We start from the raw sequence: 23,671 nt of genomic DNA, 5'->3' as shown, positions 1-23,671 counted from the left end.
CACTTCCGTTAAGCCTTTTTGTAGGTAAGTTGAAACGTACGGATGCTGTAAAGTTTGAGAAACAATTAGTATGTGGGAAGTATCTCCTTCCCGTTGCGGCTCCACCTCGGAGACCCCGAGGTGGAGTCGTTATACATAAGAATACTCGCTCGTACACTTCCCACTGATCCAGTCACTCCCGGTCACGTTGCTCGAAATATTCTTACTACACTAACCAATTTGCGCCTCATTCAGACACCGTTGCTCGACAAAATCGTATACCGCCCACCAATCCAGCCATTCCTCCTCCACGTTGCTCGAAATATTCTTACACCACTACCAATTGCGCCTCATTCAGACCCCGCTGAAGACAAAATCGTATACCGCCGACAGATCCAGCCATTCCCCGGCCTCGCTATTCAAAAAAATCGGTACATCTCCAACTAATCCTGTCTTTTCCGATACTCTACTTCGAACAGAAGTCGAGATTGCCGCCAAAAGCGTTTGTTAGTTAAAAGATGACGGGGTGGTAGTATGGAAATGACACTATAGTAGCGAATAAAGAGCCACTTTTTAATTAAATGGTTTATAATACCAATTATAAAGCCTGCATGCCTTCCATATTCGCAGAACGCCATAACGGCGGGGGAGAATGAAGCGAGCCGCCCATCAAAGTAGCAAAACGCGACAATGGTGGAGGAGTCGGAACAAACAGCCCATCAAAGTAGCAAAACGCGACAATGGTGGAGGAGTCGGAACAAACAGCCCATCAAAGTAGCAAAACGCGACAATAGTGAGGGGATCGGAAGCAAACTACCCACCAAAGTAGCAAAACGCGACAATGGTGGGGGAAACCGAAGCGAACCGCCGCTTAAAGTAGCAAAACGCGACAATGGCGGAGGAAACGGAAGCAAACCGCCCCTCAAAGTAGCAAAACGCGACAATGGTGGAGGAAACGGATGTAAACCAACTTAATCTATCATTTCTGGAGGGATATAATGAATAATATCAAAGCAATTATTTTTGATTTGGATAATACGATTCTAGATCGAACGAGTACCTTTATAAGGTTTACTAACGCATTTTTGAGCTATTTTTTTGACCATTTGGAAAAGCCAGATGATATCTTTAATCGAATCATTCATCTTGATCAAGATGGGTACAAAGATAAACAGGAGTTATTTTCGGAGCTATTGGAAGAGCTGCCTTGGAAAACAAAGCCCTCATTAACCGAGCTGATGGAGTTTTATAGCACTGAGTATGTTAGTAGTGCTGTACTAATGGAGCAGGCCAGAGAAATTGTGCAACACGCACGAAAGAAGTATAAAACAGGATTAATCACAAACGGGAAGACACTAATTCAATATGGGAAAATCGATCAACTAGGGATTAGAGATGATTTTGATCTGATTATTGTTTCAGAAGAAGCTGGAGTTAAGAAACCGGATCCAAGAATTTTTGAAATGGCATTACAGCAACTAGAATTGAGCCCTGAAGAATGCGTTTATATTGGAGACCATCCTGTGAATGATATTGAGGGAGCCGCCAAAATAGGAATGAAAACAATATGGATGAAAGTAAATCAACCTTGGAAAGATGGGATAGCTACCAAACCATTACATCAAATTGATAAATTAGGTGCGCTGTATGAGCTTATTTAGAAAAGGGGAAACATCCTGACAACTACAACGATACATAAGGTTGAATATCATCAGAAATCTACTTTAAGGAACCTTATTGAATTATATAAGTATGATTTTAGCGAGTTTGATTCGGACGACGTGAATGAGAATGGCCAGTATGAATATATGTATTTGGATCATTACTTTACAGAAGAGGGCAGGCATCCTTTTTTTATTAGGGTTGATGGAATGTTGGCCGGATTTGCCTTAATTAGAGAGATTGGGACTAATGAGAATAATGACATTATATATTCGTTGGCTGAATTCTTTGTAATGAAGAAATATAGGCGTCAAGGAGTTGGTCAACACGCTGCAGTTGAAGTATTTGATTTATTCTGTGGCGAGTGGAAAGTTGCTCAGATAGCTGCCAACAAACCAGCTCAAATATTTTGGAGAAAAACAATTGAAAGCTATACAAAGAGTAATTATCAAGAGATTACAGAAGAGGATTGGGCAGGGCCGATTCAAACATTTTCATCGAGGAGGCTGAAATGACTACGAATCTATCTAATGAATTTATGATCATTTCAAAACATAGGATGAAGAGCCATTACTACTTAAAATTCAAAGCTTGTTTAGAATCTCTGAACAATAGCCAAATTATTTTCAAAGAATCGGAATCTTCGAATAGTATCGGAGGCATTGTTATCCATGTTATTGAACATATCAAAAGGAATACTCAGCGTTTAATAAATCCTGATATAAAATACGAATCTGGGATAGAGAACTTATTTACTGATCCTGTGCAGGATAAAGAGATTTTGATTGAGCATCTTCAACAAACATTTGCGGAATTTGATATTGCGATTAGTGATGCAGCTTCTTTGGATATGTACAATATATATCACCTTGTAGAGCATACAGGCTATCATCTTGGACAAGTTGTAGATAGGACACAAAGGTTAACGGGGGTGAAATTCCAATTTGTTCAAAATGGTATTGATGAAAAATCATTAAAGGAAGCTATTGATAAAGAACTAGTCAAAAATATGAAATAGTACTGAAAAATAAAGTGTAATCCGGAACTTAAATATTCGTTTGGAAATAAGCGCAAGCCCAAAGGGAGGGGCTATTTTTGTATCATTTTGCTGGTCTAGAAGGAAAGAGAGTTAAATTGATACCCTTGGAAATTGAGCACTCGATTCCTTTATTTGAATGCTCTAGGGACCCGCTAATATGGGCTAGCTATCCCGTGCAGATCAATACCATTGAAGAAATGGATAAGTTTGTTTATAAAGCATTAGAAGGTCGTGAAAGGAAAGAACAATTTCCTTTTGCTGTTTTTGATAAAGAGCTTAATGAATTTGTAGGAACAACACGATTTCTTAGAATTTCAGAAGAGCACGGTAATTTAAATATAGGATCAACCTGGTACTCGCCCAAAGTGTGGAGAACAAGAGTGAATTCGGAAACAAAGTTTTTGATGATTAGGTATGTATTCGAAGTTCTAAATACAGTTCGGATTGAAATCGTAACAACAACGGAAAACGTAAGGTCACAAAGGGCAATAGAAAGATTAGGTGCAACGCGAGAAGGACTATTAAGAAAGAAATATTACAATAAGGATTATTTCATATATAGTGTTATCAAAAGTGAATGGAATGATGTAAAGAGCAGACTTGAAGGGTTTCTCACAGAGGATAGATACACTGAAGAACAACATCATTACGTTAGGGAGGAATCGAGATGAGTGATCTTCCAGCAGGACTAGCTAAACCAGCCATTCGTGCACTTACCAATGCCAACTTGTTACAATTAGAGCAGATTTCAAAGATCAGCGAGGCGGAGCTTAAGCAATTACATGGTATTGGTCCAAATGCTGTTAAACAAATTCGCAATGCTCTAGAGGCGAAAGGTCTAACTTTCTCGAAGTAGATTCCCCACACAGAATAAAAAAGACTAAATCTTTGTCATCTTTGATGACCTAGGCTTAGTCTTTTTTTTATTTTATGCCGGCTTCAAATTTTACAACTTCTATATAAGTCTATCTCACTTATCATATATCTCCCCACTATACTGAGACAGTACCGCAGAGAGAAGAGGAGCGACATATTGGCAAAATGGCTTCTACCGACGGGTGACCACGTTTGGCTAAAAAAATAAAACGAAGAGTACGGAAGGAAGATAGCAATGAAGAGAACCCTGTTTATTCTGTTTACTTTGATTTGTATCATTATGGCTACTGCATGCAGCAACGACGGAAATAGAAGTGGAAATGAAAATGTCACTACAACACCTAATGTAGGCGAGACACCGAAAGATGGCCAGACGACCGAGCCACCAGCAAAAGGGGGGACTGTCGGCGCTCCATCAACTACGGAGAAAAAGACCGTTGTGTTTTCTACCTTTTTCCCAGACGAATTCTTTAAAGAAGCAAAAAAGAGATATGAAACTAAGCATCCCAATATTACGATTGAGCTGAAATCGGTCTCGACGGACGATGCACAGCTGGAAGAAAATCTAGAGAAGTTCGTCAAAACAACGAACACAGCGATGCTATCAGGTAAAGGTCCTGATCTTATGGAGATGGATCAATTGCCATCCGGGGATTATATAAAAAAGCATTTGTTGACTGATATGAGCGACCTAATGGATAACGACCCTACCTTCAAGAAGGACAATTATTTCACTAATGTATTGGACGGTTTGAAGGTCAACGGAGGAAATTACGGCATGCCTATGGGTTTCTTCGTATTTGCTTTACTCGGTAATGAAACCTTTATTGAGAAAAGCGGAGTGAAGTTCGATGACAAGCATTGGAACTGGAGTCAATTTGCTAGCGTAGCCAAGGAACTGGTGAAAAATGCGGACAAAGATCACCAATTTGCATTAGGAAGAAGCTTGCCCGAATATATGATAACCCAACGGGTAAACGATCAATTTTCAACCTTTGTAGATCAGGTCAATGGGAAGGCAAATTTTGATTCCGTCGCTTTTACGGATTTGCTCAAGGAAGTGAAGTCCTTATTTGATGATAAAATCATTAGCCAAGAGATGGGATTCCCGATCTTTAACGAGGCACAAATTAATTCCCCTGCTGATTATATTCGTGAATTAAAGCAAAGCGAATTTTTCCCTAACAATCTTGCTTACAAGTCCAAGCTGTATTTTAAGCCAAATGCAAATGGACAGCAAACAGGAAGCTTCTTTAGAACCTATAAAACAATTGGTCTTAATGATCGCTCAGCTGTAAAAGCCGAGGCTTGGGATTTCCTTAAATTTATGCTGTCTGATGAGATGCAGGATAAATCAAAAGGGGCCGGTTTCCCGTTAAATAAAGCTTCATATAAGAAAACAGCGCAGGATCTGTTGAAAATAGGGAAGGTGGAGTCTGTTCAGCCAATCGGACCTATGAAAGGTAAGGTATTTGATATTACGCAGAAGGATATCGACGATTTGGACAAGTTTCTGACCGGGGCGATCTATCCCGTACAGTTTAAGCCCTCCAAGATCGACGAAATTCTCAGGGAGGAATCCCAAGCGTATTATAGCGGTCAGAAATCTCCAGAAGCTGTGGCTAAGTTAATTCAGAATCGAGTGACTTCGATTTTGAATGAATAGCTGGCTGCCTCCGAGGAACCTTGAATAGATATTCAAGGTTCCTTCATTCTAAAGCAATCCATAGGAGGTATGAAACGTGGAAGGTAAGCAAGGCAAGCTTTATTGGGGCAAGCTGACCAAGCTAATGCGCAAAGATGGGGTAGTTGCTGTTCTTTTCTTGGCGCCGAGCTTGATTGGCTTTGCTATTTTTTATCTTATCCCGTTTGCCATGGGTTTTCTTTATTCCTTTCAAGATAGCACGGTTGATGGTTCTTTCGTCGGATTGGACAATTACAAGGCATTGCATGCGAGCTCATCCTTTCGCAAAGCAGCGGCAAATACTTTCCTGTTTACCGGTGTAAGCGTGCCGCTCATTATTGCGCTTTCCTTATTATTTGCACATTTGCTAAGCCAAAAGCTGTTTATCCGGAACTGGCTTCAAACTGCGTTTGTAATGCCTCTAGTGGTACCTGTCGCTTCTATTGTTATGATGTGGCAAATTTTATTCGACTGGAATGGCACATTAAATGTTTGGCTGCAAAGCTTGCATATAGAACGAATCGACTGGATGAAATCAAATTGGGCAACCGGAGTTTTAGTTATTGTTTATATCTGGAAAAACATCGGGTATAACATCATTTTGTTTTTAGCTGGGCTGCAAAGTATTCCGAGGGATTATTATGAGACGGCTGATATCGAGGGCGCAAGTAAGTTTCACAAATGGATTCATATTACGCTTGTATATCTAACTCCAACGATGTTTTTTGTCACTTTAATGTCCATTATTAATTCGTTCAAAGTGTTCCGTGAAACTTACCTAATAGCAGGCGATTATCCGCATGACAGTATTTATATGCTTCAGCATTATATGAATAATATGTTTCTATCGCTTGATATTCAGAAGCTGACAGCTGCTGCTACCTTGATGGTTGGCTGTATTTTGATTTTAGTGAGCTTGTTGCTTGCTGTAGAGCGTCGCTTTCGGAATTTCATGGATTAAGGCAAGTAAGGATGGTGAGAAAAATGGCATTATTCCGCAAGCTAGCACTGACGATTGTGATGGGTGTAGTCGCTACGGCGATGCTATTTCCCATTATTGTCACCATTACAAATTCGTTAATGACCGAGGCCGAGATTAACTATAATTACAGTCTTATTGGCAAAATGGTCAATACCGCAGCAGGGGAGAAGGAGCGATTTATTAATCTGAAGCTGATCCCAGATTGGGTGTCCTTTGGCCAATATGCGGAAGTGTTTATCCATAAGCCGGTATTCCTCCATATGTTCTGGAATTCTGTCTATTTAGTTGTACCGATCATTATCGGGCAAGTACTGGTCGCGTCATTGGCTGCTTATGCGTTTGCTAAGCTCCGATTTTGGGGAAGGGATAAGCTGTTTGTCGTTTATTTAATGACGATGCTGATGCCATTTCAGGTCACTTTGGTGCCCAACTACATTATTGCGGACAAGCTTGGACTGATGAACACCAACTCAGCTATTATTTTACCGGGAATATTCAGTGCGTTCGGGGTGTTTATGCTGAGACAGTTTATGCTGCACATCCCTTATTCCTATATCGAAGCGGCGAAAATGGATGGAGCGGGACATTTGAGAATTTTCTATCAAATAATTGTCCCCCTTATTCAGCCTGGAATTGCAGCGTTGGTTGTATTGCTGTTTGTGGACAATTGGAACATGGTCGAGCAGCCGCTCATTTTTCTGGAGGATTCCTTTAAGCAGCCCTTATCGTTGTATTTATCGCGTATTAACGAAGGAGCGTTTGGTGTCGCTTTTGCCGCTTCTGCTGTATATATGGCCCCGATGGTGCTGTTGTTTTTATATGCAGAGTCCTACTTTATCGAAGGCATTCAGCTATCTGGGATAAAAGGTTAGTCAAATTTACGGGGTGAGCATAGTGGAATTGCAATCTAATGAGCAAGCGATTTCTCGACGGAAACGAAGGATTCGCCTCATTTTTGGTTTGTTTATCGGGCTCCTAATTGTTTTTACGTTGTTTAGTAGCACGTTAATGAAGCTGACCTTACCGAAGGTAACTTTAACTACGTCGAGTCGTGGTCAGCTTGTTCATACATTCGTAGGCAGTGGGGTAGTGAAATGGAAGGCAGAGGTGGCATTAACGAATAGCACGGGGTGGAAGGTAGAGAGAGTTAAGGTCAAGGTAGGGGATCTGGTAAAGAAAGGCCAGTCGTTAGTAACCTATGACAACAAGGCTGCGGAGCAACAAATTCTGGATGAACAAGCCAGTGTTAAGAAGCTTAAGCTCTCGATTGAAGAGCAGCAGAAAAATTTTATTGAGGCCTCGCACAGTGGGGATGAGAAGAGCATCGACAATGCTAAGCATGCTATGAAAATCAGTGCGATAGATTTGGATGTTCAGGAGCGCAGAGTAAAGAAGCTTCAAGAGGATTTGATAGCAAATCGTGAGCTGATTGCCCCGTTTGATGGAATTATTATTAAGGCTAATGCAATAGAAGGGCTTGCTTCGGGTGGTGGGCCTGATGTGATTATTTCCAATCGTGAGCTTGGATTCGAGTTTAGTTTTCTGGCTCCTGCTGATGCGGTCGCTCAGCTTGAGATTGGGGCAAAAATGGGAGCCCAAGTGGCTGGAAGTGATGCCCGGCAAATTGAAGGTCAAGTTGAAGATATTAGGGATGTCGAAGCGGGTGATGGCACAGAGACTGGAGCGAATAATCTGATGAAGCGTATTACGGTTAAGCTGAAGGATGAAGCGGTTAAGGGGGGCGAAAGAGTTCAAGTCGAGCTAACAAAGACGACAGATGATGTCATCCTAGTACCCAATAACGCTATTCACGACGAAGGAGGCAAGAAGTATGTCTTTGGTATTGAGGAAAAAGACGGGCCTCTCGGAAATACATTTTATACTCGTAAAATATTCATAACTATCATAGATTCAAATGAATCCTTATCAGCCGTATCTGAGGGTTTATTTGATCAGGAAAGCATCATCATCGAGAGCAGCGAGCCGCTTCAGGACGGTGACAAAATTCGGCTTTGATCGGTTTAAGCTGAGCTAATTTGAGATGCCAAATTAGCTCAGCTCGCATGCATTAGGTAATATTAATTTTTGTTATTGATTTTTATTAAAAATAACCGGCAGTTTAATACAACGCTTAAGGGATCCTCCTGTGGTATTATTTGATTAACAAAAATTAACTTTTTGGAGGATCAACTTGAATAAGTTTCGCGGTAAAAAAAGATATTTCATGAAACTACGGTCATTAGTCGGAAATAATCAGTTACATGTTTAGAGTCGAAACATTTTCGATTGACGAAGGAAGAAATATTGAACGGGCAGAGTAGGCCATTAATTAATGAATTTGTCAATTTTAAGGTATATTCATCCAAAACCTCATATTTCGAAGTATTATTTACTTGGAAAGACAGTTTTCACTTCAACCCTCATAAGCCAAAGAATTGCGGACGTTTGATTACATATGCAATTGCAAATGGGTGGGTGTATAGTTTAGAAAAGAAAACGTTGAAAATCGAACAAGGTGATTTTCTAATTGAACAATTAGGATTGGATGTTTAATCTTCAGATTAAGCAAACCGAGAACGAGTGCTGAATAATGACACACGAAACAGTCGGTCGCAATGATCGGCTGCTTTTGTTCAACTAAGAGGCAGTTTTCTTGAACACTTCATGCTAAGATATGGATTAAAGGATGTAAGTGAAGAAAACAAATAAAAAAAGGAAATTAATTTTATGACTGATTCAAGATTCAAAGATACTGGCGAAATAATTTACGATTTTTTATTCGAACATAACATTCTCATTGAGTGTCCCCATTGTATGAAAAGCGCTAAAGGGATAAGAAAAATTGAAGGTAAATTCGGATATATTCTACAATGTAAACGTTGTGGTGTTTTGAGTGATCCGATGATTGGAACGTGGGGAAACGGGACTTTTATGGGTCTGAATCTTTGGATGAGGACTAATTGCTGCGGAAATTTGCTTTGGGCTTATAATATAGAGCATTTAGATTTTATGGATGGTTATATCAATGCTTCGCTACGTGAAAGAATCCCCAATAAAAATCAGAGTTTGGCGAGCAGGCTTCCTGATTGGATTAAGAGCGGAAAGAATCGTAACGAACTTTCAAAAGGAATTGCAAAATTACGAAACAGACTTGAATTGTGCGATTAAAGTATGAATCATTAAACTCTAACGGGGAACTATTGTTGATTATACATCGCAGACGAGGTTGCCGGCATGGATCGGCAGCCTCGTTGCGCTAAATCGATCGTATAAGGGGGGATTCGGTTATATTATCTCACGTACATAATTGGCTCTAGGCTCACGTTTTTCCTTGTTTCTAAACGTGGGATTATCCTGTATTAAAAGGAATTTGAAAGTGTCGAACAATTTAAACAAGAGCTTTCTAAATATATTGATTATTACAATCACAAGCGAATCAAAGCAAAACTAAAAGGCATGAGACCGGTACTGTACCGGTCTCATGCCTTTTAGTTTTGCTTAATAATATAACTTAACTAACTTTATGGGGGCACTTCATGTATGGTTGTGGATTTTGCTTTTCAACGATAGCCGGAGCAGCCTACAGTTTGAATTTCAGCACCGCTTCTTCCAGGCCGGTCGTCCTTGTCTCAAGCTGCTTTGTCGTCTCGGCAATGCGTTTCGTGGCCTTTAACTGATTGGCCGACATCGATTGGATCGCCGTCGCGTGTTCTGCAGCCACTAAGGAGATTTGAGAAATTTGCTCGACTGATGCAGCGACTTCCTCGGAGCCGGCCGATATCTCTTGGGCAGCCGCCGTAATATCTTGAATCTGGCCGTTGACGATCAGGAACCGATCAGCCGTATGGTTGAACAGCGATTCCACTTGATTGAATAACTCTGCGCTTTTCGCCATCTCATCGCTTTCCTTCAGCATCCATGCTCCGATTTGTGTGGATTCCTGTTGGATTTGGTGTAGAAGTGAAGTAATATGCGCCGTAGAAACCGAAGAAGCTTCCGCTAGCTTGCGTACTTCGCCAGCAACGACGGCAAATCCCGAACCGTGCTCGCCTGCTCTAGCCGCTTCAATTGAAGCATTAAGCGCAAGCAGTTTGGTGAGGTCGGCAATGCTGGCAATGGATTTGAGGACAGGCTCGATCTCTAACATGTAAGTATTAAGCGCTTGCACGGAGGTTGTTGTCTGCTTGACGACATCGGACATGAAAGAGACTTGCTCCTTCAATCCATTGATGGAGCTACGCCCGTGCTCCACCGTATCCAGTGCTTCGCCGGAAGCATTGGATACGTCGGCGGAAGCCTCGGACACCCGTTGGATGGCATGCGTAATTTCCTCCATAGATTTTGCGCTATCTTCAGACGCGATACGTTGGTGTTGTGCTCCATCTGCAAGTTCCGTCATGGATTGCTCGAGCTGTTGGTTTAAGGAGACCAGTTGGTTTACCTCCAAGCTGAACTGCTCGGTGGAATGGACGAGATCATCCGTCGTTTTCGTAATATTACCAAGGACATCTCCAAGGGTACCTCCCAGTCTCTCTAGCATCTTATTCATAGCGGAGTATGCTTGTCCGATTTCATCGCCGGACTTCACGTTCTTGGACAGTAGAAGCGTCTTTGCTTCTGCAAGATCGCCGCGAGCGATTGCTTCCGCGCTGCCTACGATAAGACGCAAAGGCCGCAGAGAACGGGACATGAACCACGCGATTAGAATAAAGACAAGTAAGGTTAAACTTCCCATCAGTATGAATAAGGGGATGCTATTCTTCATGACTTTCTGATGAATAGCGGACGCAACGGATACATCAGTATCAATTCCTAGCATTCCGATAATCGTTCCATCCGAATCGCGAAGAGGCACATAGGAAGAAATATAATCCCCGTACATGGGGTTGTGGATTACGTCGGTCTTCGACGATTTCCCGCTCAGCAACGCACTAATAGATGCATTTGGCACATCGGAGACTTCCCCGATCGGCGATGCGGAATCCGATTCTTTTGACTCACCGTCAATGAGCAGGATAGATTTCTTTTCGTCGTCGATCATAAAGGTGTACATATACAGCGCGCCGATCTGCGAGCGGAATTGATCCAACTCTGCGCGAATGCTCCAATACAGATCGTTCTCTTTCGGATCTTTCAGGAATTCTTTGTAGGCTTTCAAGTCGAATCGTTGCGCGTAGGCTTCGGCTACGTGAATACTGAAGTTGCCGATCGTTTCATTGCTAGCCTTCTTGGTGTTCTGAATTTGCATGTAAATGAAAGTGGCGGACAAGATGATGAGTAGCACCAGAATACTAATGGATAATTTTACTGCCAGGTGGTTTTTAAGTTTTATCATGAAGCAGTTCCTCTCCCTAGGCGTCCTAGTTCCCTGAATGTCATTCGACAAAATACCCCTAATTTCAAATGTTGTTCAATATTACTCTCCATTATCCTACAGTTTCCTTTGATAGTTGTCGACACATATTCTCAACTGTTCGATTTGCGACAAGTAAGAGGGCGAATTGTGGATTTATTATGTTAATAGCACTGGGATATAGCTAACGCTTTGAACACCTACTGGGACAACTCCACGGCTGCGTTTATGGTATGAAACATCAATAAAAATTTGGCTAAATTAGGTATACTCACGGTACAGGCCAAGAGGAGTTGATGATATGGTAACGGTTAGAATTGAAAACAAGAGAGAATTCAAGATTTATGGTCGTAAGATCTGGGTAGAACAGGATAACGCAATGTTCAGCCAATTTTGGGAAAAATGCAGACAAGAGGGTTTAGTAGAGTTATTTCATAATAATCATAATAATCTTGCAGAGACGGTCACTAACAGTTATTGTATAGGTGTTTCACGTGTGGAGAAGAATCCATTAAATATAAGTTTCTGGTTTTACGTCGCGACCGAGAGTGGCCATGCCCTGAAGGGTTGGGACTTGGAGGGATTTACGGTGCCTGCTTCGACCTGGGCAATCTTTGAAAATTACGGAGAAACTGCTGAAGCCTTAATTGAGGCTGAAATGTATGCCTTTGGGGAGTGGCTCCCCAATTCCCTGTATGTTCATGCATATGTACCGGAAATAGAAGCTTACCCGCCCAGAAAATCGGATAAAGGAAATTGTTGTGAGTTTTGGCTTCCAATTAATGAAAAATGAGTGTAACTGGATGATGATATGAATTACTACGATAAGATAATCAAAACAATTGATTTCATTGAAATACATTTAAAAGAAGATCTCAGCCCAAATAATCTTGCAGAGCAGGCATTTTTTTCGGTTACTCATTTTTATCGGATTTTTCGAGGCATGGTTGGGGAATCAGTGAAAGAATATATTCGTAAACGAAGGTTAAGTCAGAGTGCAATTGAATTGCTTGCCAGCGAAAAAAGAATCATTGAGATTGCCATGGAGTACGGTTTTGATTCACAAGAAACCTATATCCGTGCTTTTATGAAAATGTTTGGAATAACACCTGGCAGGTACAGAAGATGTAAAGATAATATTGTTCTCTATGAAAAGGCCAATATAGGACATCGGTTACATCAGAGACGAGCAGACACGTCATCATTCTCGGTTGCTCAATCTGACCAAGTCCCTTTGGGGATGATAAAAAGAACGATTCCAAGCTCAAAGTATGCGGTCTTTACTCATTGTAATTATAAGGATCACTTAAAAGACATCTATCAATATATATATGGAGTTTGGTTGCCTGATTCGGGCTATGAGGTCGCTGAACTGGATACCATTGAGTGCTACGAGTTTATAAAAGGCCATTCCACCAATGGGCTGGATATATATATTCCAATTAAATAGGAGCACCGTATTAGGTGCTCTTGTTACATTCTAATTAATCAACGAAGCATACACCTTTTCAAGGTAAGCAATAGAAACATGTTCCGCTTCTTCTTTTACAAGCACATTAGAATGTTGACGCAAGCTTTTATATATGTGAATAGTGCTTTTTAACGCATGGTAGCAACTCTCGAAATCGTGTAAAGGGATCGTCTTTTTTAGTTCTTCTATTTCGATGATGCCATGTTGTTCCAGCTTTCTAACGCCTCTAGGAAGCTGACCATTTTTCATTAAAACCAATGGGCCTATTACAACACTACGAATGAATGTAATATTGTCGATTAACTCAAACCATTCTCCTCTCCCTAACTTCGTTGCACCGTAATGGATCCAGACCCAGAAGCGGTCCTCAATCCATTGTGCACTTGGGTATGGATATGAGGGGGAGGTTTCTTCAAAAATTTTACTGATTTCCTGATCTTTCTCCCATAAAATAAGAGGGTTTTCGATTCGTATTTTAAGCTCTTCCAATGTAACGAACTTGAGATCGACATGCAGAGGTTCTGGTCCGTATAAGCAAATTACCAAACGAGGCTCACCAACGTGTTCACCAGTGAATCCAGAAAGCAACTTGCCCAATTCCTCTGCAATGAGGAGCCGCTCATTCATGATTTGTGCTTGGTATGCTGAGTCATATACGATGATAAGGTCTAAATCGCTATACTCATCCATGGTCTTCGTCATCATGGAACCACCAGCAAGGAGACCCCAAACTCGTCGATCTTGACTAAGTTTTTCTTTTGCTTGATTTACGAATCGTTCGTGTAAAGGTAAAAGCATATAAAGCCCCCCTCATAACATGACCCATAAAATGGGTAATACGCCAAATTATCATCTCAAAAGAACTTTGTCAATTATAAACGTGGCTCTGCTAAGGTGACATCAAAACCGTGACTACACCCGTAGATGCCTGTGTGGCGATATTTTCGGATAGGGTTCGGCTCCCCTCGCCTCCACCAACCTTACTTTACTAAAAACGAATAAAATATACTTAGTTGGTGGATTTGCAGTCACACTTTGGTCTAGTTAATAAAAGGACAGCTAGGACGATTAAATTGCCTTAGCTGTCTTTTTATTCATATACATAAGGATATTTAATTAAGTTAAAGGGCAGGGTGGTTCCAATAAGTGATATTATTATTTGTGAAGGATAGTACGCCCTAATTGATAATTCATGTATGCTCTATCGAAACGCTTGAATTCGAACGGGACACGATAGTTGAATAAAGATATCGCTGTAGCAGACTAGACTATTATCTGCCATTTTGATTAATGTTAATGGGCAATTTAGGACATATATCTCTAGTATAAATGAGGTGAGATTTATGAATAAGCCATTTGAAATTCAACCATTAAGATTACTGGGAGAATGGACAGTAGAATTTAATAACTTTTATGAATGCGAACCTGATAACTGCAATGATTTTGGTGCATATTTTGTTGAAGATTTATTGCAACTTACCAATAGTAAATATAATCTTGTTCTTGACTTGGGTTGGTATCCAGATAGCGATAAAAACGGTACATATAAACTTTTATTAATTAAGGATTATAATTGGGAAAAACCATTGGAATATTTTTTTGGGGGTAGGAGTACAAAGGCAATTGTTGAAAAAATCGAGTATTGGACAAACTATGGTTTTTATCAAAAGTATCTATAATGCGGCTGGCGAGAGGTGATGAAATGGACATCAAGAAACACTACCTCTCTACGGGCTTAGACGCAATTCAAGTTATTATAGAGAGGAAATACGCCTTTTAACTGAACGATACATACAACATAAAGATTACTTCGCAGCATGTAATGATTAAATGAGTTAAGATAAATAACTTTTCCTTTTTTTCAAATGTATAGGCAGTTTAATAGATAACTATTCTGAAATGAGTAGGAAAATTATTAATCTCATAAATTGTTTCAAAGCAGGTATGCCCACAGCGGTATGCCTGTTTTTTTATGCCCGAAAATTTGCTCGCTGAATAGTGAATGCGTTTGTTTCCGGTGATAATTGTGCGCTTGATGCTGATTAATGATTCTAGAATATTTAAGGGTATCGGAGCTTGTTGATTAGGTGCTTGTCCGACTGGGTATCATGTTCAATTGAAAGCTTCTTATGTCGTGTTTTTATTTTTTATGACATGCTTTCCGTCATTTTTTTTATAAAATAGAGCGAGTTTTTAATTGTTATGTTACTTAATATCTGTTAACCTTAAGTTAAGTAACATTATTCGGAGGGATTCTCTGTGCAATTTGTTAATCCAATTCGGGACGTAAAAACCATACAAGCGATGAAAGAGGAGTTGAGAAAACACTCTGTAAGGGATCTGTTGCTTTTTGTTTTGGGAATTAACACCGGGATTAGTCTCCTCGATTTGCTCAATCTTACTGTACAGGACGTTTGGGATGGCCAGAATGCTAAACAGTTTCTTTACCTTAAGGATGAAAAGACAGGAGAAGAAAAGGCTTATTACTTAAACAGCAAGATCGCGGAGATATTAAGCGAGTATTTAGCGAACGTCGATTGGAAATCCGAGGATTATTTGTTTAAATCCAAAAAGGATTGTCGTCCGATCACCCGTCAACAGGCGTACCGAATTATTAACCACTCGGCAAGGGAGGTAGGAATATCTGAGAAAATCGGGACGAATACTCTTAGAAAGACTTTTGGCTACCATGCGTACTATAGAGGGGTTGCCATCTCTATCTTAAAGTCCATTTTGCATCATCATTCCACAGCAGAAACGTTAAAGTATCTGGGAATTGACAGGACTGAGAAGCGGACAATTAAAGTGGATGTTAATTTATAAAAGATCTGTGTTTTGAAAATACAAAAAAATCTCCGCTTGGAACATGCGGAGAAGGTAAGTTTTATTATTAGCTTTTACTTAACAGAGTCATCCAGACCCAATGCTGTATTAATATCTACATTTGTTAGTTCAGTGACAATCCCGTCAATTACGAGAACATGTAAAGTTGATGCATCTTTCATAAAACGGAAAATTCCGTTATCGAAATCAGTATCAGCTTCTTTGAAGAAAATACCTTCATATTCTGTATCTTTTCTGTGACTGAAGGTTAGCTGATAATTCTTCCCATCTTTAATCAAATAAGCACGAATTCCCTTTTGATAATTACCTTCTTCATCCCGAATATAACGGGCTACGGAAACGATATGCAGATCGACAAAGGGAATCTCGCGTACCAAAGAATTAATGATAGACCCCTTTGTAATTTGTTCCCATCGGCTGTGCGCTGTTTGACCAAGAATGATCTGTGTAATGTTGTTATCTCTAGCTACTTCCGCAATGATCTTAGAGACAGGGCGGCTTTCATTATCCTTCATGATAAATTGAGCCGTAGCGTTAGAGTGGGCATATTCTTTCCATTGTTCGATATATAGTAATTTCTCGGCATCCAGTTCGTCGAATGGTTTCGGATCAATGGTCAATATATACAGCGGAGCTTTCATTATATTAGCGATTGCACAGCCACGTTTGATTAGTCTTTCGCTATTGGGACCATAATAAACGCAAACAAGAATGCTCTCATTATATACGTTAATCATTTAAGTATTTCACCTCAATATTAGTATTAGGACTCGATAAACTATGTAAGACTATAGTTGATGTTGCGACAAGAGTCAACCTGTATATACGGAAGCACAAGTCATGAATAAGGAGGAGTACGCTTGACTATGTTCTATACCTATATTTTTCTCCCGTTGATCAGTGCAATACTTGTTCCCTTTTTATATAAGTATTTCAATCGCAAAGTACATACGGGATGGTTCGTTTTACTAGTACCTGTGTCTATTTTTGTCTATTTGTTACAGTATATACCCGGTGTAGCTGCAGGCGACACATATAAGTATACATTATCTTGGATTCCGTCCCTTGAATTGAATATGATCTCCTATGTGGATGGGCTCAGCCTGTTATTTGGTCTACTCATCAGCGGTGTCGGTAGCTTGGTCATTATTTATTCTATATTTTATATGTCTAAGGTTCGAGAGGCTCTCCATAACTTCTATATTTATTTGCTCATGTTCATGGGTGCTATGCTGGGGGTAGTATTCTCAGATAACCTCCTAGTCCTATATGGATTTTGGGAGTTAACGAGCGTTTCTTCCTTCTTATTAATCTCCTATTGGTACGAGCGCAAGAGCTCACGCCAAGGCGCCCAGAAGGCGCTATTGATTACTGTCCTTGGCGGTTTCGGCATGTTAGCGGGGTTTATTATGCTAATCATGATGGCGGATACCTACAGCATTCGGGAAATGCTAGCTAATCTGGAGGTTATACAAAGTCATGTATTGTTTATTCCTGCGATGCTATGTGTTTTGCTCGGTGCATTTACGAAATCCGCGCAATTTCCGTTCGGTATTTGGTTACCAGATGCGATGGAGGCACCAACTCCGGTAAGTAGTTATCTCCACTCGGCTACAATGGTCAAGGCTGGCATTTATTTAGTGGCGCGTATGACTCCGATATTCGGGGGGAGCTCGGTGTGGTTCTGGCTTGTGGCGGGGATTGGTATCATTACGCTGCTCTATGGTTCTTTGACGGCGGTAAGACAAACCGATCTAAAAGCGATGTTAGCTTATTCTACAATTAGTCAATTGGGATTAATCATGTGTTTGCTTGGGGTCGGCTCTTTAGCAGTCTATTTTGGACCTGGTGAGAGTGGCACAATCTTCACGGTAGCTACATTTGCTGCCCTATTCCATCTGTTTAATCATTCGACCTTTAAAGGCAGTTTGTTTATGGTTGTCGGAATTATTGACCATGAGACAGGTCGACGGGATATTCGCTATTTAGGCGGTTTGATGCAAGTCATGCCGATTACGTTTACGATCGCTTTGATTGGCGGTTTATCTATGGCGGGATTACCGCCGTTTAACGGATTTTTGAGTAAGGAAATGTTTTTTGCAGCGGTGAATGAAGTGTCAAAAGCCGGTATTTTCGGTTTGGGCAGCATGGGTATCCTGTTTCCGATCATTGCTTGGGTAGCCAGCATATTTACTTTTGTTTATTGCATGATTTTTGTATTCAAAACCTTTGGTGGACAATATCGTCCTGAAAAATTGACACGAAAAGTGCATGAAGCGCCTTGGGGGATGCTGTTTTCACCAGCTATTTTGGCGTTACTCGTTATACTCATTTTCTTCTTCCCGAATGTATTGGGCAAGTATATACTCACCCCGGCATTAACTTCGATTTTACCGAATATGCCGACGACTCTTTACGACCTGAAAATCAGCGCATGGCATGGAATTAATACGGAGCTTGTAATGACATTCGGTGTTATTGTTGTCGGTCTCCTACTCTTCAAAACAGCGAAGGGATGGATCCAGGTCATGCGAAATTATCCGCAGGGCTTAACGTTGAATCATTTGTACAATCAAGGCTTATCAGGTACGGAGAGGCTATCTGCATCCCTAACGAGTCGGTATATGACAGGCTCGCTGAGACATTATCTGATCTACACTTTTTCTTTCTTTGTCATTGTTTTGATCAGTTCGCTTCTTTTGCTCCATGGAATTCAGTTCGATTTCACAAGTGATGCAGGCATCAGTATTTTTGATGTGGGGCTTGTGCTCGGGATGATAATTTCCGCAGGTACTGTCTTATTTGCCAGCAATCGGATTGTGGCTATTGTTGCACTTGGCGCTTTAGGTTATATGGTTTCTATGTTCTTTGTTATCTTTAGGGCTCCTGACCTGGCATTAACGCAAATGGTGGTGGAGACTGTGACAACGGTTCTGTTCTTGCTGTGCTTCTATCATTTACCGAAGCTTACGAAAAGCATCCAGAGGATTCCTTTCAAACTAACGAATCTGGTCATATCGATCGCCATGGGTCTAACGGTAACACTGCTCGCATTGTCCGCGAATGGACATAAATTATTTAAACCAATATCATCATTTTTTGAGAATGCCTTTGAGCTGGCGGGCGCCAAAAATATTGTCAACGCTATATTAGTGGACTTCCGCGGATTCGATACCATGCTGGAAATATCCGTGCTGGTCATTGCTGGACTAGGTGTATATATATTCATTCATCAGCGTTCCAAAAGGAGGGAGCAAAATGAAATCGAATGATGTGATATTGAAAAGTGTAACTCGAGTAGCTGCCGTGATTATATTGACCTTCTCAATCTATCTATTTATGAACGGTCACCATCATCCGGGAGGGGGATTCATTGGGGGGCTTAGTATGGCATCATCTATTGTCCTACTGTATCTTTCTTTTGGAATCGATAAGATCAGGGAAAATATTCGAGTGGATTTCAAAAAGCTTTCGGCGATCGGCGTATTGATTGCGATTGGAACCGGAATGGTGAGCGTGGTATTTGGCAAACCGTTTTTAACCCAGGTCTTCGGTCATTATAATTTACCGATCTTTGGAGATACCGAGCTCGCGTCTGCTTTGATTTTTGATACCGGAGTCGCTTTGGCTGTTATAGGCACCGCAGTCAATATTATTCTAAGCATAAGTGAGGATCGTTAATATGGAGACACTAATGGTCATACTGGTTGGCATTTTAATATCCATTGGAACCTATTTGATTCTATCTAAGCAACTACTGCGAATTGTGCTCGGAGCATCGATTGTGGGCCATGCGGTTAATCTGCTGCTCATCACTTCTGGTGGACTGAAGAAGGGAAGCGCCCCTTTGCTGGGAGAGAAAGTTGCGAATTTTACGGATGCTATTCCTCAAGCATTAATTTTAACTGCGATCGTCATTAATTTTGCTGTGACAGCGCTAGTACTCGTTTTATGTTATCGCGCCTATCAAAGCTTCGGGACGGATGACATGGAGCAATTAAGGGGAGATGAGCAATGAATAATTTGTTGATCGCGCCGGTTATCATTCCTCTATTGACGGGGATGCTCCTTATTATATTCCAGAAAAATATTAAGCTTCAGCGGATTCTTAGTCTGGCTGCATTGCTAGCTACCAGTGTCATTTCAGTTCTATTGATGAATCAGATCAGAGATGGCGGTATTCAAACCTTACAATTGGGTGGTTGGGAAGCGCCTTACGGCATTAGTCTCGTCGGTGATATGTTCAGTGCTTTGCTGCTTTTGGCTACCTCTATCGTCTCGGTATGTTGCTTAATTTATGCTTTTTCATCGATTGGCCGAAAACAAGAAAAACTATATTTCTATCCTCTATTTTTGTTTTTGATTACAGGTGTCAATGGTTCGTTCTTGACAGGGGACTTATTCAATTTATATGTCTTTTTTGAAATGTTTCTGATTGCTTCCTATGTATTGATCACATTGGGGGGAGCCCAGAGACAGCTTCGCGAGTCGTTGAAATATATTTTTACGAACATTATTGCATCGGCGTTCTTCTTGATTGGTGTTGCTTATTTATATTCTATGACCGGTACATTGAACCTCGCCCATTTATCGATGCGGATTGCAGAGATTGGTCAGGATGGGTTAATTACTACCGTCGCATTATTATTCCTGATCGTTTTCGCCATGAAAGCGGGATTATTGCTCTTTTTCTGGCTACCCGGATCATATAGCGTACCCCCAACGGCAATCGCTGCTATTTTCGCTGCATTGCTCACTAAGGTAGGGATATACGCCATTTTCAGAATGTTTACGCTCATCTTTTATCATGAACCGCAGATTACCCATCTGTTTATCGGGATATTAGCCGCTATTACAATGGTACTAGGCGCACTCGGAGCGATCGGTTTTTGGGATTTGAGAAAAATATTAACCTATAATGTGGTTATAAGCGTTGGATTTATTATGACTGGACTCGTCTCTTTTACAACCACCGGTCTAACGGGGTCTATTTATTATTTGATTCACGATGTGCTGATTAAGGGGCTTGTTTTCATGATTGGGGGAACGATTGTTCATCTCACAGGTACAAGCGACTTGAGAAAAATTAGCGGCTTGATTCGTCTTCACCCCCAATTAGGCTGGATGTTCTTCATTGCAGCTTTGTCTATGGTCGGGATTCCGCCGCTAAGCGGTTTCCTTGGTAAAGTATTTACGACGCAAGGCGTCTTTGAATCTGGTTATTATTGGCTTGGAGCAATCGGGCTGCTGGCCAGCTTGTTCATCCTGTATTCGATGATTAAATTGTTTATGAACGCTTTCTGGGGCGAAACGATTCTAAGCGTTGATGAGGAGAAGGGGACGACGAAAGGCTTGTTGTTTCCAATCGCTCTATTGACGGTTGCTAGTGTTGCTATGGGAATTGGCGCTGAGGCGATTACGGGTTACGTAGACCAAGCTGCGAAAGAATTGTTGAATCCAAGCTTGTATATTAAGGCCGTGTTTGAATAAAGGGGGAAACAGCCATGCCCGTTCAGGTGCTACTCAACATATTCATCGCCTACTTGTGGATGTTTCTGCTAGAGGAAATGAGTATATTAAACTTTATCAGCGGTTACTTTGTTGGTCTGTTTATTTTAATGTGCATCCGCCGATTCTTTAAAAAACCGTTTTATCTATTTACGCTAGCCGCAGTCGGCAAGCTGTTCATTCTGTTTATTCATGAGCTGAATATTTCTGCGATGATGGTCATGAAGCACGTGCTCCGTCCCAAAATCGATGTCAAGCCGGGAATTTTCAAGGTCGAAACCGATTTGGAGGGAGATCTGGAAATTACGCTCCTATCCTTATTAATTTGTTTAACGCCAGGTTCGGTCATTATGGAGGTAAGCCCTGATTCAAAGGTGCTGTACATTCACGGTCTGAACATGCCCGAATCCAAGGATTCTGTATTAAAATCAAAATCTGTTTTTGAAAAAGCGATAAAGGATGTGACGAGAAAATGATATTTAAAACGGTGTTGGTCATAGCATTATGTATTTTAGTGCTGGCCATGCTAGCCAATTTATATCGGATTATTAAAGGCCCATCCAGTGCAGACCGCGTTCAAGCTTTGGATTCCATCGGTATTATTTTGATCGCCAGTACTGCCGTATTCTCCGTGCTGCTGCACACACATGCCTTTTTTGATCTCATATTGCTAATCGGGATTCTTTCATTTATCGGTACCGTTGCCTTTGCCAGATTTATTGAAAGAGGTGTTGTTATTGAACGTAAACGGTGAAATAGGTGAAGTAGTCGGGGCCGTCCTCATTCTCATAGGAGCCATATTTAGCTTGATCAGCGCGATCGGAATTGTGCGGTTACCCGATGTGTACACAAGATCTCATGCTGCATCCAAAAGCTCTACACTTGGCGTGCTGTGCGCGCTCCTTGGAACATTGCTGTATTTCTTAATATCTGACGGTTTCTTTAGTATTCGCCTCGTTTTGGGAATCTTCTTTGTATTTTTGACAGCTCCAGTGGCCGCCCATGTGATCTGTCGCGCCGCTTACCGCGATCAGGTGCCGTTAGCCGACCAGAGCGTCCAAGATGAGTTGAAGGACTATTATATGGAGAATGAAATCGTCGAGGTAGAAGATAAGGCCGAAATAGTTAATTATCAGACGACACGAGACAAGGAGGCACTATGGATAGATCAAAAGTGATTATGGTGTTACTGGTCGTTAATATACTGGCTGTTCTGTACATTGGCTACAGGACCAATGGCGCGATTCACAGCAATGACAACAAGACTGGCATGGAAATCCGTGGGCTGCAGCAGCAGGTGCAACTGCTGGAAAGCCAGATAGTAAACGGCATCAAGCGAGAACTGACCGCCCAGTCCGACAAGGTAGAGCGGTTAGACTATGCATTAACTGAGGCTGATCTGGTGCAGAAGAAAGCGAAGGTTAGGCTGCAGGTTGCGTTGAAAGAAATGTCGTCCTCCGCAGTCATTTCGGTATCTATGCGCCACGATGGTCAGGTTGAACCATTGGAAGCGGTACTGGACCATCAAGGAGGCATGCAATACGGAACAGAGCTGGAACTGTCGCTGGAGCACAATTACGAGCTGACAGTGTGGGAGCAGAGTGACGCAGGGCAGAAGCAACTGAACGTCGAGATGCGTCGGCTGCCTCTGTTCGACGATGTGTATCGTAACCGTGTGGACAACGGGAGTACGGGCACCGGGATTTCCGATGAACGGTTGAATGCCGACTTCTCTTTTTTATTAAAGGATTTGGGAATACCCGGAACAGAACTAGAGAAGGCGCTGATTCGAATCAAAAAAGGCGGCGCAGTCTATGATGAGATCGATGTGACTCAGCAAGCGACGCCGCGTTCGGGTCAGTATGGGGAGATTGAGGATCATTACAAGGTAGCACGCGCTTCCGGTCAAATCGACAACTCTGTGACGCTGGAGCAATTTGCCCGCGACAACGGCTTCGATCCCGATCAGCATGTGCCGAGCGACAAGGCCAGCGCCGGAGAGACATCGCCGTATGTACAATACTCGTTGCTCTATACGATCGATTTTGCCAAAGATTATCCGGAACTGAAGCTCACCCGCAAATCGGCGGGACAGCTTTCCTTTGAATGGGTATTGCGGTTCAAGGACGGATACGAGCATCTGAACTAACAGAAGTGGCAACGCTGCTGGGGCCATCCCTGTTCCTGAGCAAGAATGTATAAAATGACGCGCATAGCGTTTTAACGAATGAAGAAACGTAAGGTCGCCCCGCAAGGCATTAAGCAATCTTACC

The 23,671-nt window shown here is 41.5% G+C and carries 25 protein-coding genes and 1 pseudogene; 23 read left to right on the top strand and 3 right to left on the bottom strand.

Annotated features, from left to right (window positions below; genetic code table 11):
• Positions 1–977 precede the first annotated feature (977 nt).
• The 11 genes and pseudogenes from KCTCHS21_RS18140 to KCTCHS21_RS18090 all read left to right on the top strand — a co-directional run.
• The gene (locus KCTCHS21_RS18140) at positions 978–1,640 is read left to right on the top strand and encodes an HAD family hydrolase (protein WP_130611413.1); all 663 of its coding nucleotides are present in this window, start codon (positions 978–980) and stop codon (positions 1,638–1,640) included.
• Between the two features lie 120 nt (positions 1,641–1,760).
• Complete coding sequence (locus KCTCHS21_RS18135) at positions 1,761–2,156, top strand: GNAT family N-acetyltransferase (protein ID WP_232057873.1); 396 nt, start codon at positions 1,761–1,763, stop codon at positions 2,154–2,156.
• Positions 2,153–2,659 (top strand): DinB family protein, encoded by a 507-nt coding sequence (locus tag KCTCHS21_RS18130; protein ID WP_130611407.1) that lies wholly within the window; start codon positions 2,153–2,155, stop codon positions 2,657–2,659. The genes KCTCHS21_RS18135 and KCTCHS21_RS18130 overlap by 4 nt, the downstream gene beginning before the upstream one ends.
• 77 nt (positions 2,660–2,736) lie before the next feature.
• Positions 2,737–3,351, top strand: a complete 615-nt coding sequence (locus KCTCHS21_RS18125; protein ID WP_130611404.1) for a GNAT family N-acetyltransferase — start codon at positions 2,737–2,739, stop codon at positions 3,349–3,351.
• Positions 3,348–3,536: a helix-hairpin-helix domain-containing protein gene (locus KCTCHS21_RS18120; RefSeq protein WP_130611401.1), complete on the top strand. Its 189-nt coding sequence runs from the start codon at positions 3,348–3,350 to the stop codon at positions 3,534–3,536. The genes KCTCHS21_RS18125 and KCTCHS21_RS18120 overlap by 4 nt, the downstream gene beginning before the upstream one ends.
• A 255-nt stretch (positions 3,537–3,791) precedes the next feature.
• Complete coding sequence (locus KCTCHS21_RS18115; protein ID WP_130611398.1) at positions 3,792–5,222, top strand: ABC transporter substrate-binding protein; 1,431 nt, start codon at positions 3,792–3,794, stop codon at positions 5,220–5,222.
• A gap of 124 nt (positions 5,223–5,346) precedes the next feature.
• The gene (locus tag KCTCHS21_RS18110) at positions 5,347–6,201 is read left to right on the top strand and encodes a carbohydrate ABC transporter permease (RefSeq protein ID WP_130616575.1); all 855 of its coding nucleotides are present in this window, start codon (positions 5,347–5,349) and stop codon (positions 6,199–6,201) included.
• A 23-nt stretch (positions 6,202–6,224) separates the two neighbouring features.
• Positions 6,225–7,094, top strand: coding sequence for a carbohydrate ABC transporter permease (locus KCTCHS21_RS18105; RefSeq protein WP_130611395.1), 870 nt, complete (start codon positions 6,225–6,227; stop codon positions 7,092–7,094).
• Positions 7,095–7,116: 22 nt separating this feature from the next.
• Positions 7,117–8,238, top strand: coding sequence for an efflux RND transporter periplasmic adaptor subunit (locus KCTCHS21_RS18100; protein ID WP_130611392.1), 1,122 nt, complete (start codon positions 7,117–7,119; stop codon positions 8,236–8,238).
• Between the two features lie 711 nt (positions 8,239–8,949).
• A complete protein-coding gene (locus KCTCHS21_RS18095; protein WP_130611389.1) occupies positions 8,950–9,390 on the top strand; it encodes a hypothetical protein in 441 nt (146 codons plus the stop codon).
• A gap of 195 nt (positions 9,391–9,585) precedes the next feature.
• A pseudogene (locus KCTCHS21_RS18090) lies at positions 9,586–9,714 on the top strand (IS3 family transposase); the annotation flags it as partial.
• Between the two features lie 88 nt (positions 9,715–9,802).
• On the opposite strand, the gene KCTCHS21_RS18085 reads toward KCTCHS21_RS18090, so the two are convergent.
• Positions 9,803–11,557 carry a methyl-accepting chemotaxis protein gene (locus KCTCHS21_RS18085; protein WP_130611386.1) on the bottom strand — a complete coding sequence of 585 codons (1,755 nt, stop codon included), beginning with the start codon at positions 11,555–11,557 and terminating at the stop codon, positions 9,803–9,805.
• A gap of 319 nt (positions 11,558–11,876) precedes the next feature.
• Here KCTCHS21_RS18085 and KCTCHS21_RS18080 point away from each other — a divergent pair, with 319 nt between their 5' ends.
• Both KCTCHS21_RS18080 and KCTCHS21_RS18075 read left to right on the top strand, forming a co-directional pair.
• Complete coding sequence (locus tag KCTCHS21_RS18080; protein WP_130611383.1) at positions 11,877–12,368, top strand: GyrI-like domain-containing protein; 492 nt, start codon at positions 11,877–11,879, stop codon at positions 12,366–12,368.
• An 18-nt stretch (positions 12,369–12,386) separates the two neighbouring features.
• Positions 12,387–13,025 (top strand): AraC family transcriptional regulator, encoded by a 639-nt coding sequence (locus tag KCTCHS21_RS18075; RefSeq protein WP_130611380.1) that lies wholly within the window; start codon positions 12,387–12,389, stop codon positions 13,023–13,025.
• A 30-nt stretch (positions 13,026–13,055) separates the two neighbouring features.
• On the opposite strand, the gene KCTCHS21_RS18070 is transcribed toward KCTCHS21_RS18075, so the two are convergent.
• On the bottom strand, positions 13,056–13,844 hold the full coding sequence (locus KCTCHS21_RS18070; protein ID WP_130611378.1) for a nucleotidyltransferase domain-containing protein: 789 nt from the start codon (positions 13,842–13,844) through the stop codon (positions 13,056–13,058).
• A gap of 545 nt (positions 13,845–14,389) precedes the next feature.
• Between KCTCHS21_RS18070 and KCTCHS21_RS18065 the strand changes: the two genes are divergently transcribed.
• Together KCTCHS21_RS18065 and KCTCHS21_RS18060 are read left to right on the top strand one after the other, a co-directional pair.
• Complete coding sequence (locus KCTCHS21_RS18065; protein WP_130611375.1) at positions 14,390–14,725, top strand: hypothetical protein; 336 nt, start codon at positions 14,390–14,392, stop codon at positions 14,723–14,725.
• 580 nt (positions 14,726–15,305) lie between these two features.
• Complete coding sequence (locus KCTCHS21_RS18060; protein ID WP_130611372.1) at positions 15,306–15,869, top strand: tyrosine-type recombinase/integrase; 564 nt, start codon at positions 15,306–15,308, stop codon at positions 15,867–15,869.
• 74 nt (positions 15,870–15,943) lie between these two features.
• Here KCTCHS21_RS18060 and KCTCHS21_RS18055 read toward each other — a convergent pair whose 3' ends face one another.
• The gene (locus KCTCHS21_RS18055) at positions 15,944–16,627 is read right to left on the bottom strand and encodes a universal stress protein (protein WP_130611369.1); all 684 of its coding nucleotides are present in this window, start codon (positions 16,625–16,627) and stop codon (positions 15,944–15,946) included.
• A 129-nt stretch (positions 16,628–16,756) separates the two neighbouring features.
• On the opposite strand from KCTCHS21_RS18055, the gene KCTCHS21_RS18050 reads away from it, so the two are divergent.
• The 8 genes from KCTCHS21_RS18050 to KCTCHS21_RS18015 are packed head-to-tail and all read left to right on the top strand — an operon-like array spanning position 16,757 to position 23,547.
• Positions 16,757–19,162 (top strand): Na+/H+ antiporter subunit A, encoded by a 2,406-nt coding sequence (locus tag KCTCHS21_RS18050; RefSeq protein WP_130616574.1) that lies wholly within the window; start codon positions 16,757–16,759, stop codon positions 19,160–19,162.
• A complete protein-coding gene (locus KCTCHS21_RS18045) occupies positions 19,149–19,571 on the top strand; it encodes a Na(+)/H(+) antiporter subunit B (RefSeq protein ID WP_130611366.1) in 423 nt (140 codons plus the stop codon). The genes KCTCHS21_RS18050 and KCTCHS21_RS18045 overlap by 14 nt, the downstream gene beginning before the upstream one ends.
• 1 nt (position 19,572) lies before the next feature.
• Positions 19,573–19,908 carry a Na(+)/H(+) antiporter subunit C gene (locus tag KCTCHS21_RS18040; protein ID WP_130611363.1) on the top strand — a complete coding sequence of 112 codons (336 nt, stop codon included), beginning with the start codon at positions 19,573–19,575 and terminating at the stop codon, positions 19,906–19,908.
• Positions 19,905–21,380 carry a Na+/H+ antiporter subunit D gene (locus KCTCHS21_RS18035; RefSeq protein WP_130611360.1) on the top strand — a complete coding sequence of 492 codons (1,476 nt, stop codon included), beginning with the start codon at positions 19,905–19,907 and terminating at the stop codon, positions 21,378–21,380. Before KCTCHS21_RS18040 ends, KCTCHS21_RS18035 begins: the two co-directional genes overlap by 4 nt.
• A 14-nt stretch (positions 21,381–21,394) precedes the next feature.
• Positions 21,395–21,874, top strand: a complete 480-nt coding sequence (locus KCTCHS21_RS18030; RefSeq protein ID WP_130611357.1) for a Na+/H+ antiporter subunit E — start codon at positions 21,395–21,397, stop codon at positions 21,872–21,874.
• Positions 21,871–22,152, top strand: a complete 282-nt coding sequence (locus KCTCHS21_RS18025) for a Na(+)/H(+) antiporter subunit F1 (protein ID WP_130611354.1) — start codon at positions 21,871–21,873, stop codon at positions 22,150–22,152. Before KCTCHS21_RS18030 ends, KCTCHS21_RS18025 begins: the two co-directional genes overlap by 4 nt.
• Entirely contained in the window at positions 22,136–22,576 is a 441-nt protein-coding gene (locus KCTCHS21_RS18020; protein WP_170211433.1) for a Na+/H+ antiporter subunit G, read from the top strand. Before KCTCHS21_RS18025 ends, KCTCHS21_RS18020 begins: the two co-directional genes overlap by 17 nt.
• Positions 22,558–23,547: a hypothetical protein gene (locus KCTCHS21_RS18015; RefSeq protein ID WP_130611351.1), complete on the top strand. Its 990-nt coding sequence runs from the start codon at positions 22,558–22,560 to the stop codon at positions 23,545–23,547. Before KCTCHS21_RS18020 ends, KCTCHS21_RS18015 begins: the two co-directional genes overlap by 19 nt.
• Positions 23,548–23,671 lie beyond the last annotated feature (124 nt).

It is taken from the genome of Cohnella abietis (genome assembly GCF_004295585.1).
GTDB classification, from domain to species: Bacteria; Bacillota; Bacilli; order Paenibacillales; family Paenibacillaceae; genus Cohnella; species Cohnella abietis.
This window is presented reverse-complemented; position numbering and strand designations above follow the sequence as displayed.

Coding starts and splice junctions, on each gene's coding strand:
- KCTCHS21_RS18140 (WP_130611413.1), top strand. CDS start 978: ATGAATAATATCAAAGCAATTATTTTTGATTTGGATAATACGATTCTA.
- KCTCHS21_RS18130 (WP_130611407.1), top strand. CDS start 2,153: ATGACTACGAATCTATCTAATGAATTTATGATCATTTCAAAACATAGG.
- KCTCHS21_RS18120 (WP_130611401.1), top strand. CDS start 3,348: ATGAGTGATCTTCCAGCAGGACTAGCTAAACCAGCCATTCGTGCACTT.
- KCTCHS21_RS18115 (WP_130611398.1), top strand. CDS start 3,792: ATGAAGAGAACCCTGTTTATTCTGTTTACTTTGATTTGTATCATTATG.
- KCTCHS21_RS18110 (WP_130616575.1), top strand. CDS start 5,347: ATGCGCAAAGATGGGGTAGTTGCTGTTCTTTTCTTGGCGCCGAGCTTG.
- KCTCHS21_RS18105 (WP_130611395.1), top strand. CDS start 6,225: ATGGCATTATTCCGCAAGCTAGCACTGACGATTGTGATGGGTGTAGTC.
- KCTCHS21_RS18095 (WP_130611389.1), top strand. CDS start 8,950: ATGACTGATTCAAGATTCAAAGATACTGGCGAAATAATTTACGATTTT.
- KCTCHS21_RS18085 (WP_130611386.1), bottom strand. CDS start 11,557: ATGATAAAACTTAAAAACCACCTGGCAGTAAAATTATCCATTAGTATT.
- KCTCHS21_RS18080 (WP_130611383.1), top strand. CDS start 11,877: ATGGTAACGGTTAGAATTGAAAACAAGAGAGAATTCAAGATTTATGGT.
- KCTCHS21_RS18075 (WP_130611380.1), top strand. CDS start 12,387: ATGAATTACTACGATAAGATAATCAAAACAATTGATTTCATTGAAATA.
- KCTCHS21_RS18070 (WP_130611378.1), bottom strand. CDS start 13,844: ATGCTTTTACCTTTACACGAACGATTCGTAAATCAAGCAAAAGAAAAA.
- KCTCHS21_RS18065 (WP_130611375.1), top strand. CDS start 14,390: ATGAATAAGCCATTTGAAATTCAACCATTAAGATTACTGGGAGAATGG.
- KCTCHS21_RS18055 (WP_130611369.1), bottom strand. CDS start 16,627: ATGATTAACGTATATAATGAGAGCATTCTTGTTTGCGTTTATTATGGT.
- KCTCHS21_RS18050 (WP_130616574.1), top strand. CDS start 16,757: ATGTTCTATACCTATATTTTTCTCCCGTTGATCAGTGCAATACTTGTT.
- KCTCHS21_RS18045 (WP_130611366.1), top strand. CDS start 19,149: ATGAAATCGAATGATGTGATATTGAAAAGTGTAACTCGAGTAGCTGCC.
- KCTCHS21_RS18040 (WP_130611363.1), top strand. CDS start 19,573: ATGGAGACACTAATGGTCATACTGGTTGGCATTTTAATATCCATTGGA.
- KCTCHS21_RS18035 (WP_130611360.1), top strand. CDS start 19,905: ATGAATAATTTGTTGATCGCGCCGGTTATCATTCCTCTATTGACGGGG.
- KCTCHS21_RS18030 (WP_130611357.1), top strand. CDS start 21,395: ATGCCCGTTCAGGTGCTACTCAACATATTCATCGCCTACTTGTGGATG.
- KCTCHS21_RS18025 (WP_130611354.1), top strand. CDS start 21,871: ATGATATTTAAAACGGTGTTGGTCATAGCATTATGTATTTTAGTGCTG.
- KCTCHS21_RS18015 (WP_130611351.1), top strand. CDS start 22,558: ATGGATAGATCAAAAGTGATTATGGTGTTACTGGTCGTTAATATACTG.